Below are 12683 nucleotides of genomic sequence, written 5' to 3'. Positions count from 1 at the left end.
AACACTATGAGCAAGTTATTTCAACATATTCTATAGAGGACAGAAGTTTATCTATAATAAATTTAGTTCGTTTCAAATCATAAGGTACGTCGTAACGCGTATGATATGAAATAGATTCTACACGACCAGTACGAACCGCATTATCGGATCCAAACGGAACTTTTACAATATCCCCTTCATATATATCATTTCTATCTGTACGATAATAAAATTCTTGGTTTATCTTAAAAATATATACTAAACAATACGTATAAATCCTTCTATCAGATGTATGATTTGATTGTAAAAACTCTTGTAAAGATGTATCTCTTGTATGAGCATGTATAAAATTAATTAGATTTTTATACCAAGTGGGTACATACTGATCAGTTACATTCCCTATAAACAATGTATCTTCTTTATGCGCCCATCTAATACGTACTGTTACTATACCACCACGAGCAGGGTCTCTATCAAGGTCATGACTTTCACTAAGACTAAAGGAATCTAGACTATATAGCATTTCGCCAATGTGAAAGTCAATATCTTGCTTCAATTGATGAATCATTTGATTATCTACATACTCGCTATGACTATGGCTAGAGTGACCCAATTGTTTACTATTACAATCAATGGAAATAGACGGCTCATTCCAATTAAAATTCAATGTATTTACGTCACCATATTCTTGGTATATATTTTTTTGCACTTCAATATGAATTTCTTGAATTCTATCTTTTTCTCGATTTCCATCAAATAAAAGTAATGTAGGCATACCTAGGATTTGTCTGAATAGTATAGACATGGCCCTCAGGGTATTATCAAAAGGAAATTCATATATAAATTCCTGATCCTCAGTGTTGATGAGCTGCACTTGGACAGTACACTCATCCTCATCATATAGGTCAATATCATCGGAAAATCTACGCCCCATAAGCTCTAATAGATATTGTTTTTTAGATTCGTCAATTGAGTACTCCTTAGTTGTTAAGGATTCTATTTTCCCCTCTACAGGTTTCGAGATATGCTCCCATTTAATGCCATAGGTAACACTAATAGCTTCTTTAATAGAAATATGTTGTCTCTCTTCAATATAGTAATCTTTACGATTTAATTTCACTTCCTTTGGAACGCCATCTGGTAAATTACCATACCAACTACCAGTACTTATAATGTCACAAGACGCTACGGAACCTATAAATTTATCTGTCACATTTCTATGCATATACATAGGAACTCCTCCTTTTATTACTTTTTAAAAGTATATCAAATAGGATGTGATAAAAATGCCTCTATATAATTATTTTGTCAAAATTATTCTTTACATACCAATTTATATTATAATAAACTTAATATCCCAATGTGTAAGGAGGTATCGCTCATGAAAGAATCTACTAAACATAATCTAATCCCAAATCTTAAAAACATCATCTGTATAGGTCTCAATTATGCGGACCATATTGCGGAAACCAGTCTTGCTACACATGATTTTCCAGAAATCTTTATGAAAACTACAAATGCGCTTGCAGGTCATCAAGATACAATTACCATCGAAGATGAATCCTTTCATTATGATTACGAAGGTGAGCTAGTTATCATCATTGGTAAAGCAGGTAAAAATATATCTCGTGAACAAGCAAAAGAACATATCTTAGGATATACCATAGGTAATGACGTATCAGCTCGCGCTTTACAATTTAGAGGCTCTCAATGGATTCTCGGCAAATCGCTAGATAACTTTGCTCCTATTGGCCCTATTATCGTTTCACCTGACGAATTTGATTTTGACAATGCTACCATTACAACAACAGTCAATGGAGAGGTTCGTCAACAAGCCCAATTACAGCAAATGCTGTTTAAGCCGGATGCGATTATCGAATTTGTATCTCAGTATATTACACTACAAGAAGGTGACATCATCTTTACTGGTACACCTAGTGGCGTTGTACTCGGTAAAAATGAATCTAAATATAGTTGGCTAAAATCTGGTGATACTGTATCTATATCGATTAGTGGTATTGGTACATTAGAAAATCAATTTAAATAATTTCCTGCACAAATAAATAACCTATATATACCAAAAGAGATTACCTATGATATGTCTATCCATCATGAGTAATCTCTTTCTTCTTTTCTATAAATCTATTTAATTATGATTTTACAATCTAATATGTACTATTTATGTTCCGCCTCAAGATCGAGCATATATTTCTTACGTTCAATACCACCCGCATATCCTGTCAATTTACCATTACTACCGATAACGCGATGGCACGGAACAATGATAGATATAGGATTATGTCCTACAGCACCTCCTACAGCTTGAGCAGAAAATGTTTCTTTGCCTTGTTTTTCAGCAATCTGCTTACCTATTTCACCATAAGTTATGGTCTTACCATAAGGGATAGTTTGTAATATAGACCATACAGATTTACGGAACTCAGTTCCTTCTAGTTGTATCGGTGGCGTAATAAACGGTTTTTGTCCTTTAAAATATTGATCTAGCCACATAATGGTCACTTCAAAAGGGCCCGTTTTTTGTTCAATATACTCTGTATCATCATAACTAGGTGCATGAGCTTCATCAACGAAAAATAAATCTGTTAAATACGTTAATGTACCAAGCATTATCATCGTTCCTAACGGACTTTCATAGGTGTATTTATAATTCATAGTACAATAACTCCTTCTTAAGCTAACAAATCATTCAAAACTTTTTTAATATCATCATTAAATGATACAGTATTTTTATGAATTTCAAAAGGAATATATTACCTATCCCAATAATTTGTTGTAGATATCATAATCTATATCCTTAAAAACATTAAATACCACTTGTATTTTACTATTAGTTTCTTTTAAATAGGTACGCACCGTATCGATTGCAATTCTGGCAGCCAATTCATTGGGAAATCTAAACTCACCTGTAGAAATACAGCAAAATGCAATGGACTTCAAACTATAAGCATTGGCTAACTCCAAGCAAGATCGATAGCACGATGCCAATTGTTCTTGTTCTAACTCTGTAACAGTATCATAAATAATAGGTCCAACCGTATGGATAACATGACTGGCAGGTAAATTATAACCATAAGTCATTCGAGCTACACCTGTCTTTTCAGGCATATCCATATATTCAATCATACGAGCACAGGCCATGCGCAGCTCAATCCCAGCAAAGGTATGAATGGCATTATCAATACATTTGTGATTAGGTGCAAAACAACCGAGCAACTGATTATTAGCGGCATTAACTATAGCCTTTACTGCTAAACGCGTAATATCACCTTGCCACAAATATATCTGAGATTCCCGCTCTTCCATATCACTAAGCGTTACAATGCCTTTTTCATGAGCCAATTCATTTAAATACTCATCTTGTACCTTCATCCACTCTACTGGCATAGATCCTGCAGGGCGAATATTACAAAGAGACCTAAACAGTGTAAACTGTTCTGCTTCATCATTAGGGATTTCAATGTATTCGTCTTTATATTTCTCTGTATATTCTTCTACTAATCCTTTTACAAGATAAATTAAACGTTCTTGCTGTGTCATATGTAACTCCTTATGGTCTATAAAGACTTTAACTTATTATATAACAAAAAAACTGCTAGCACATAATTATATGCTAGCAGTAACTTTACTGGTTATAGTATATCAAAGACTATGGTCTTATAAAAGATTGACCGCCATGATTTACAAGGATATCTCCTTGCAACACTTTAGTAGTAACACCTTGTAAACTACTTTGAATTTGGCTCATCATAAAACGATAGCCTGGGCTATTTACATGTTTATTGAAAGCGACCTCATCGCTATAAATTTGAATTACATACCAGTGAGTTTTATTGTTTCTTTCACGCAATACGTAACCGGCCTTATAGCCCGCATCATCACGAACAGCACGGTCAATATCTAATTGATATTGTTTTTGTACTGTATCAACCTCATTACCGTCTACTGTAAACTCTGTTAAGGTCACAACAGATTGACCATCATTAATCAAAGATAACGCATCTGGTTTTTCAATCAATAACAAAGGCTGTACATCATACAATTTACGATTTATCAGTTTAGAACCAACCTCGTTAATATAGTTTTGGAAATGCTCAGATTTGCGATGTGTTTCTAATGCAGCCGTATCTTTATATACCTCCACTACGTATGATTCAGAGGGATTACCTTTTACATGAGCCACATTCATAGATAAAGTATTAGGCTCGTTAGCCATAGAGGCTGTTAAATTCTGAATACCTGCAGTATTATATGCACCTTGTAATTCGTTTGGTACTTGGAAACGATACAAACCTACAATAGGGGCTGTATCTACCTGTTCTTGTTTATCAAATGTGAATGCTGCAAACGATGTGCTAACGCCTAAAGCGGAAATAGCAAAGGTAAGTATTATATGTTTAAAAATCTTCAAATTCATGGTAATACCTCATTAAACTTAATTAATCATCATTATTTATTCTATCTTTTAATAATTTATATATACGAATAATATTAGGTTGTGTTGGCATAAACTTTGGAACATATCTTGAATTAAAAATACACTTTCTTTACCATCATCAAGTTTTGCTATATAAAGTGTATCACAACGTTTAAATTTAAGCTCTTTTTTCTTAATTATCTCCCTATACTTTTGAATTTGACTTGATAAAGGATACAAAAAGCCCTCCGCTTGTAGCGAAGGACTTTCTTATCAACCCAACCATTTATATACCGCAATATTGGTCAGCGGTAATACTTTCAACCCGACTATTTATACCCCACATATCGGTCAGTGGCCTACTTCTATCTCTATAATACAGAACTAAATTTAGCTTGACAAACAACTAAAGATTATAAATCGACTTTAAATTTATATTGTTATATATTCTATTGTTGTACCATGCTCCTCTATAAGTTTAACAAGGTCTCTTCCTTGTAACCACACGGTCGCATCATTTTGATTGGGATGTATACCAATAAGATTATCCTTATAATCCGCATCAATATAATAATGCACTCTGAGTTCTTTATCATTTAGTAAGCAGAATGGAGATACGTGGCCGGGTTTAATCTTTAGTATATCCCAAAGCTCTTCTTCAGAACCAAAGGAAATTTTTTTAAGATTGTGGTCCTTACGGAATTGTTTTAAATCTACACGCTTTGAACCGCGTACAGTAATTAAATAGTAATGCTCCCTCTTATGGTCACGGATAAATAAATTCTTCGCATCCCATTCTGGATATGGCAGTTCTACATCAGGTTTATCGTCCATACTAAATAGCGGTGCGTGATCCGTAACTTCAAAATCGATATGATGGTCACGCAAACAATCATATACGCCTTGTTTATCTAACATGTAATACCTCTAATACATATATTGTTAATGAAAGTAGCACTTATATGCTATATCACTACATTTATTCTGGAACTTTATAGGTCCCATCAAATACAAATAATTCAGGATGTGCATGTACGAATGTGTCTTCATAGATTCCATCATATTCATATACTACATCATCTTTTTTATCGAGGAAATCAAACAATTCATCCTCATTGTCCCAATCTTTTAGAATGTTCCATCGCTCTTCCCTATCAAATGGAACGGAACCACCAAAGTAATCGATGACGGATTGTAAATTATCCGCTAGTATATCCATTTTGAAGAGTCGCAAACCTTCTAGAGCATCTTCCCATACAATACCGGTAGAGTTATAGAAGAATTGGTGATGACCACCATTATTAACCTCTGCGAAATACCAAGATATAGCATTAAGATAGCGTTGCTCTACGGTAAAGCCTTTTGCAGATTCTATATAATCATCATAAGATCCATATATATTGATGGTCCAATACATGGGTTCATTAATGGTCCATACATCGTCTGTAGCCATGATTTCCTCAACAGTAATGGTGCGATGACGAGGTACACCTTTACGTTTCTTCTTTTTCTTTGCTACATATTCATTATAAGCAGAACACAATTCAGGATAATCAGCTTCACATCTTTCAAAATCCATTTGCGAATAGCACATATCAATGACTTCAAAACAGTACGATTTTATATCATCTAGTTTAGCTTTCGTAGCTAAACGTACACCTTGATCTACTAACCTTAACATCTGTTGCATAGTATCCGATGTGTACCCGTCACTATTATCCAAAGCAATGGCTCCATACGCATAGGCACAGCGATAATACCACACCGCATCACGATACGCTTCATCAATAGATTCTAATACCTTAATAGCCTCTTTTTCATTGCTATTATTGTTATAAGCTCGACCAAGCTCACCTAATAGAGGTACAGATAAATTTTCTATGCCCACATCAGTTAACACATCAATAATAGTTTCAACATTTCCCGTATCATTAAGATCTTTTATGGTTTGTAATTGCTCCGCATCAGAAAGTGCTTTAAATTGTTCAACCGTTAATGCCATTATGTCACATCCTGTCATATTACACATATAGTCTTTTTGTTAACATTATCTAGAAACTAGCTACCACAAATAATATAGAATACTGGTATACCGTCTTCGTTATCTATGAGACCGTAACCTTCACATTCATGGCCTTCGTATTCAATACCTTCAAAGAATACGTGATCGCCTAATTCTTTATTAGCCATCAAATTGTGCAATTTAAAGAGCAATTCTTCTCTAGTAAAATATGTACCATTATCCGCCACAAGATGAGCTATAATTTCTACCTGCCACATGCCATCTTCTTTATCTTCTTCCAGCAATTCTTCATCGGTAACACGTTCATTATCAAAAAGTTGGTCTTCACTTTCAATCCAAGCTTCATAGGTTACTAGAATTTCAGGTTCTTCTAATCTATCGTCGTCATCTACTTGATCATCATCTACGTATTTCTTTACATTTTCATTGTATTCTTTGGAAAACTCTTCTCTGCTATATGTTTGCTTATTAAATACCCAATGTACTACATCATATGTAGGATAGTTATCTTCTTCGCATTCATTAATGTCTCCAGTAGCTTTACCTTCTGTAGTATCTTTACTATTTTTCTTATCAAACACAGTCTTAATAGTTTCATATACCAAAGGATAATCCACCTTGTACTCTTTTGGCTTAATTTTAGATAGGTGATATTTTACCACTTCACAGCACCAAACAAGCTGTTTATCTAAGTGAGCTTCTTTCGTCACTTTTATGCCCGTCTCTATTAACTGTAATGCTTTCTGCACATGTTCAGATTCGTAGCTTTCACCAATAGCTAACATCCCATGAGCATAACCACAACGATAGTACCAAGACCAATCGCGATGTGCCTCATCGATTCGTTCAAACAACTCGATAGCCTCTGTTGCGCGGCCATTATTGTTATACATACGTCCTAAGGTGCTTAATAGTATAGGAGACAAATTATCGATGCCTATATTCGTTAACAACTCCATAGCACGCTTACTATCGATGCCCTCTTGTTCATTAAGGAGCTTAACCTTTTCCTCATCACTTAACGATTGAAACTCTTCGTCTGTAATCTCTTCTATACTGATATATAAGTTCTTAATAAAGTCACCAAAATTATCTGCTAATAGAGTAATTGAGTAATCACATTCTTGATCTACCCGTACAATCTTAGGCTCACCGGTAGGACCACACTCACGATAATCGAGGAAAATCATATCATGACCGCCGGAAATCGTATCGGCTACAACGATACCGATAGGTGGATACTTTACTTTCGAAATCCAAAATTCATTACCCATCTCACCTAAAAGAGAGTATTTTTTATCTCTATCGATGCCATATATACCTGTTACGTATACACAATCGTCATCATCATTAATAAAACAATTCTTCTTTACTACACCACCATTATGATTTTTAAGTAGCTCAATATATGCTGCCGGCAATGTATAGCCTAGCTCAGCTTCAGCATCCTTAATATCCTCATCGGTAACAGGTTTACCTATATAGGATTCAAATGCATAATCAACATCGTTCCAAAATTCGGTCCAATCAAAGTCTTTTAGATTATTCATAATACTCTCTCCTAGCCAAATGGATATAATCTAATCACATTTTATGTCATTAATGGAATATTTTTTTATTAAAGCTTTCACCTCTCGTCGTATCAATATAGTATCTACAATATAGGCAATAATTATATAAGGAAATGAATTTATAATCGCTAGAGGCATTAATATGACTGCTGCCCGCAATAGATCTAAAGAGTAGGCATACCACTTAATCTCTACGGTATTTAAAATGGGTATAACATTGTATATTACCCTTAATTCCCATTTCATTAACGGATTTAGTTCCTCACTGGTTCCTACTAACCAAGCAAAGATAATCCCAAAAATCAAGAAATATAATATGCCAACGGGAATTAATATCTTCGCTCGCTTCTTTAATAGGTTACGATATATCTCATCTTCTTCCTCCGGTGCTATATCATATAACATATTACATTGAATCTGAATCCGTCTAAATCGGTAACGAATGTACTTATACAAAATGTTATTCGGTGTATATAGCATAATAGGCTCCGCATATAAGTCATACTAGCAAAATCATGGAAAATATATCATCCATCTATGGCAAAATAATGTAAATCTTTGAATTCATCATCCCAAAATGTAAAAGAAAAGATATGGGTATCATCAAATGTTTGCTCACAATAGGTCACAGCATCTCGGTCTGGTTCAATAATAGGCATACCTATCCGTGTTTTCACGTCATCAATAGTGACATCACCATACCAATCTCGTATTTCGTTATAAATGAAAGTTACAATTGCATCTATATTCTTATGGTAATTAACAGCTAATAATTTTGCAGTCTCTACATTAGCATCTGTTGGAACCTCATCCCAGCAAAATTGTATACCTTCATAGGAAACAGTGTATTGTCTTAACTGTTCATCATATATTACATGATTATTCATTTTCAGATTCCTTTACATAGCTTTCCATCTTAGGCCTTAAATCTAACACGATGTCCCAGTCATCTAATTCTGGCACCTTATGATGTGCAATAAATTCTTCTATAATCTGGAGTGCCTCTTGATGTCCTAGCTCATTTTTACCATATATGATGGCTCCATGCTCACCATCATTGGTTACACTTATCTCGATATGTAATAATTCTGTATGTTGGTCACTACAAACTTGTACGAAGTTATATAGCTTAGTACCTACTGAAATAGCTTTTGGTGGTGAAACAATTAGAAAATCTATATCGTTATCTTGAATCGAATACAGATTTTGCTCTACTTCTTTCAAAGTTATACCTTCATATTTGTACTCACCCACATCAATTGACCAATCTGTATATGTTTTCTCAAAGGTATCTATCATATGTATCGCCTCTCCTTTACGATATACATTAGAATAAGGTTTCTAAATGACCTGATATATCTGCCATAAACTCATCAAACTTGCATAGTTCTCGTAGTTCTTGGTGTTCTGTATCATAACAACCAATCTTTTTAGACTTAGGATCCCATACAATTTGCCAGTCGTTATACTCGCCTAGTTCTTTAGATAGTCGTAATAGTTTACGACGCCCCATTTTAAATGGAACCGTATCGATGAGAGGTAAGAACTCTATAGATATAAAATCAGAGTCTGGCAATTCAAAATAGAGAGTATCTCCCTCTAAAAATGATACTAATGCTTTTGGTAGTTTAAATGGTTTTAATTGATTTATTTTATTCTGTATATCATGAAACTCCGGTGGCTCTAATGTTTTAAAGTACTCTGCCATCTCCATATCGCCCTTTTCAACGGCAATACTATAGGGACGCATACCATCCTTTTCCGTGATAGTCACATCCGCGCCATGTTCTACCAAGTATTTACACATCTGTAAATCCACATACCGGGCTGCTACGCACAATGGAGTTGGCTTAAAAGGATACACAGAATCAGGCTTGTTGTAATTAATATCTACACCATTATAAATAAAAAAATCTAGAACCTCATAATTTTTGTCTGTAATGGCATTTCTGAAAGCTTTACCACCATATTTCTGTACTGTATGGCCTAAGTCATGAATAATTTGTAAGTTCTCATATTTTTTCCCATAAGTAGCAGCTTGAAAAGCATCTACATCCACAGAGTTCAAGGCGTGAATATTAGTACCATGAGCCACCATATAATCAATAATTTCTTTATTTCCATAACGTACAGCTAACAAGAAACCTGGATTTTCTTCATCATTTAGATCCACACCATGTTCAACTAACCATTTCACACTTGGCAAACATTCCATCACTAACGCTAATTGTAAAGGTGTATACTCACTATACTTACCAATTTGTATAGGCTTATCTATCTCCCAACCAGCTTTTAATGCGCTTTCAAGAGCGGTTATATTTCCATTTATAATATCTGTCACTAAATCTGGCACAGATTCAAAACTGCCTAAGTCCTTAAGATGTATCATATCCCTCTCTCCTATATAATATTTACTTATACCACAACTTGTATAAACTTTTTTTCAAAGGCAGTCAATATACCTAGCAGTTTAGTATCTAAAAACGATATGGCCTGTTTTCTAATAGCATTTGGAACACCATAATAGGCCTGAGCTACACCACCACAAATTGCAGCAACAGTATCACTGTCACCACCTATTGAGATAGCATTGCGAATAGCATCTTCAAAATCAGTGGATTCAAAAAAGGCTTGCAATGCTTGTGGAACTGTTCCTTGACAGCTTTCATTGAATCTATAGGTATCTCTGATTTCATCCAATGTGAAATCCATGGTGTAGTAATGCTGATTAATATAATTTCTGATTTCGAGTATATCTTTACCAGTTTTAGCTAAGTATACGGCAACTGCAGTTGCTTCAGCCCCCTTCATACCTTCAGGATGGTTATGAGTCACTTCTGTAACTAATTTTGAAAGAAGCTTTGCTTCGTCCAAACTCTGTGCAGCAAATCCAGCAGCACTAATTCTCATAGCAGAACCGTTACCATAACTATTATATGGCTTTGGATTCTCTGCAAAAATCCATCTATAGAACCGATCACCATATCCATAACCTGGATAACATCTTCCAATCGTCTGCATACATTCTACTGCATTCTGTGAAAGATTTTTATAATCCGGTTGACTCATAAGAATTGCTTTTGCTACAGCAAGTGTCATGATACTATCATCAGTTAACACACATTGATCTGTAAAGAAATCAAAGTCCTTCCGTCTAATATTATTAAATTCGAATCGTGAACCAACTATATCTCCAATGATTGCTCCTAACATGTTAATTCCTCCCTGAATTTCTCGAATTTATTTTTTAGATAATTTTATCGTATTAACTATATACATAAATGTTCCGCTATTAATATCATCATTTTTAGACAACTTTATTCATCGGCAAATAATAAATTTTACCATCTTTTGATATAAGTTGTACATCATCCAAATATAATTCAGAGCTATCGCTTTTAAATTTGTTATTATACCCTATCTTCTGTTTAGCAATCATCTCTTCTGTTTCTTCATTCATCTCTCTATAGTTAAAATCATCGTTAAATAACCCAGGAATAAAATAAATTACACCGTCAACACCAGACCGTTTTCTACGGGATTCATCCAGTTCTATTCCTAATCGTTTAGCGGCTTCTTCATGCCAAGACGAAACTTCTGATCGTACCTTTAATACCTCTTTCAAATATTGAGTTAATACTACACTACACATTTCTCTTGAAGCTCCCCCAAAATTCAAAGCATATTCTAAATCAGAAATTCTACATAAAATATCCATTAGCAATTTTTGATACATAAACCAACTCTGTACGTTTTTTAATGCTTTCTCATAACCTTCATAATTTAAATCATTTTTCTTTGCATATCCTTCTAAAGTAAAATTAGCTTGTGCAAGAAGCTGGGTACATTTAGTTTCCAAATCTTTAAGATGATTGATATTTAACAAACGAAGTTCATCATTTTCTAAAATTTCTATCTGAAAATCAGCTATTTTTTTCACCTGTACTAGCAGTGAATGTATATTACTTTTATATTCATTATTTAAAAAATCATTAATTTGAGATATTCCATCGCTAATTTTACCTAGTTCATCATTAATTTGAGTCATATAATACTGACCGACTACCATTGATGCAACCCCCATCGCTGCTGCCGCTGTATTAGCAAGAGTTTTTGTACTTTTTTCAACTTCAACAGCTACAAAGTTTGCATGTCCTTTGATACTATTAGTTCCACGATAAATACCACGAACAGCACCTTCCATAGATTTTGAATCTGTCAACTTAGTGCCTGCTGGAAGAATAGCTCTATATAATACTTCACCATTAGACTTTGCAGTCTGTACAGTATTGTGTACAGCAGTTCTAGCCTTTGCCATTTCCGGAAGAAGATTATTTATACGTGAAAGCAACTTTTTATCCTTAATTTCAACAAGTTCATTCTTATCTGGAATAGCCTCTACAGGAATCATTTCCATATGAATAGCAAACTCATATTTAGTTTCAATTTCATTTAAGCTATCACTATCTGATGTACTAATAATATCCTCCGAATTAACCATATATACTTTATTTTTTAAATAGAATACAACACCTATTACTATCAATATTATACATACACCAATTATTTCATACCCCATTTATTGTAATCCCCCTATAATTTTATACTTTATTAATTTCACAAACAGATACAACAGATTTGATAAAAAGTTATTTTATCTCTATTTGATTTTCTC

Annotated in this window: 14 protein-coding genes; 1 reads left to right on the top strand and 13 read right to left on the bottom strand. The window is 34.1% G+C overall.

What is annotated here, in order from left to right; translation table 11 throughout:
* Positions 1 to 4: 4 nt before the first annotated feature.
* Positions 5 to 1210: a hypothetical protein gene (locus tag VIHSUH07_RS03520; protein WP_105083928.1), complete on the bottom strand. Its 1206-nt coding sequence runs from the start codon at positions 1208 to 1210 to the stop codon at positions 5 to 7.
* Between the two features lie 150 nt (positions 1211 to 1360).
* On the opposite strand from VIHSUH07_RS03520, the gene VIHSUH07_RS03515 reads away from it, so the two are divergent.
* Positions 1361 to 2026, top strand: a complete 666-nt coding sequence (locus VIHSUH07_RS03515; RefSeq protein ID WP_105083927.1) for a fumarylacetoacetate hydrolase family protein — start codon at positions 1361 to 1363, stop codon at positions 2024 to 2026.
* A 128-nt stretch (positions 2027 to 2154) separates the two neighbouring features.
* Here the strand turns inward: VIHSUH07_RS03515 and VIHSUH07_RS03510 are convergent, their stop codons facing one another.
* The 12 genes from VIHSUH07_RS03510 to VIHSUH07_RS03450 form a co-directional block, all read right to left on the bottom strand.
* Positions 2155 to 2652 carry a methylated-DNA--[protein]-cysteine S-methyltransferase gene (locus tag VIHSUH07_RS03510; protein ID WP_105083926.1) on the bottom strand — a complete coding sequence of 166 codons (498 nt, stop codon included), beginning with the start codon at positions 2650 to 2652 and terminating at the stop codon, positions 2155 to 2157.
* Positions 2653 to 2754: 102 nt separating this feature from the next.
* On the bottom strand, positions 2755 to 3537 hold the full coding sequence (locus VIHSUH07_RS03505; RefSeq protein WP_105083925.1) for a protein-ADP-ribose hydrolase: 783 nt from the start codon (positions 3535 to 3537) through the stop codon (positions 2755 to 2757).
* A gap of 109 nt (positions 3538 to 3646) precedes the next feature.
* Positions 3647 to 4414 carry an antibiotic biosynthesis monooxygenase family protein gene (locus VIHSUH07_RS03500; protein WP_105083924.1) on the bottom strand — a complete coding sequence of 256 codons (768 nt, stop codon included), beginning with the start codon at positions 4412 to 4414 and terminating at the stop codon, positions 3647 to 3649.
* 432 nt (positions 4415 to 4846) lie between these two features.
* Entirely contained in the window at positions 4847 to 5332 is a 486-nt protein-coding gene (locus VIHSUH07_RS03490) for a prolyl-tRNA synthetase associated domain-containing protein (RefSeq protein ID WP_105083923.1), read from the bottom strand.
* A 61-nt stretch (positions 5333 to 5393) separates the two neighbouring features.
* Positions 5394 to 6416, bottom strand: coding sequence for a DMP19 family protein (locus tag VIHSUH07_RS03485; protein WP_105083922.1), 1023 nt, complete (start codon positions 6414 to 6416; stop codon positions 5394 to 5396).
* 56 nt (positions 6417 to 6472) lie between these two features.
* On the bottom strand, positions 6473 to 7987 hold the full coding sequence (locus VIHSUH07_RS03480; protein WP_105083921.1) for an SMI1/KNR4 family protein: 1515 nt from the start codon (positions 7985 to 7987) through the stop codon (positions 6473 to 6475).
* 30 nt (positions 7988 to 8017) lie between these two features.
* Entirely contained in the window at positions 8018 to 8488 is a 471-nt protein-coding gene (locus VIHSUH07_RS03475) for a glycosyl transferase family 4 (RefSeq protein ID WP_105083920.1), read from the bottom strand.
* Between the two features lie 47 nt (positions 8489 to 8535).
* Positions 8536 to 8895, bottom strand: coding sequence for a hypothetical protein (locus VIHSUH07_RS03470; RefSeq protein ID WP_105083919.1), 360 nt, complete (start codon positions 8893 to 8895; stop codon positions 8536 to 8538).
* Positions 8888 to 9307, bottom strand: coding sequence for a bacteriocin (locus VIHSUH07_RS03465; RefSeq protein WP_105083918.1), 420 nt, complete (start codon positions 9305 to 9307; stop codon positions 8888 to 8890). The genes VIHSUH07_RS03470 and VIHSUH07_RS03465 overlap by 8 nt, the downstream gene beginning before the upstream one ends.
* A gap of 28 nt (positions 9308 to 9335) precedes the next feature.
* Positions 9336 to 10397 carry an ankyrin repeat domain-containing protein gene (locus VIHSUH07_RS03460; RefSeq protein WP_105083917.1) on the bottom strand — a complete coding sequence of 354 codons (1062 nt, stop codon included), beginning with the start codon at positions 10395 to 10397 and terminating at the stop codon, positions 9336 to 9338.
* 26 nt (positions 10398 to 10423) lie between these two features.
* Positions 10424 to 11221 carry an ADP-ribosylglycohydrolase family protein gene (locus VIHSUH07_RS03455; protein ID WP_105083916.1) on the bottom strand — a complete coding sequence of 266 codons (798 nt, stop codon included), beginning with the start codon at positions 11219 to 11221 and terminating at the stop codon, positions 10424 to 10426.
* 94 nt (positions 11222 to 11315) lie between these two features.
* Positions 11316 to 12587, bottom strand: coding sequence for a hypothetical protein (locus tag VIHSUH07_RS03450; RefSeq protein WP_105083915.1), 1272 nt, complete (start codon positions 12585 to 12587; stop codon positions 11316 to 11318).
* Positions 12588 to 12683: the final 96 nt, after the last annotated feature.

This window comes from Veillonella sp. T34266-5 (genome assembly GCF_002959815.1).
Lineage (GTDB): Bacteria > Bacillota > Negativicutes > Veillonellales > Veillonellaceae > Veillonella > Veillonella atypica.
The sequence above is the reverse complement of the archived record's forward strand: the minus strand, read 5'-3'. Positions and strand labels throughout refer to the sequence as shown.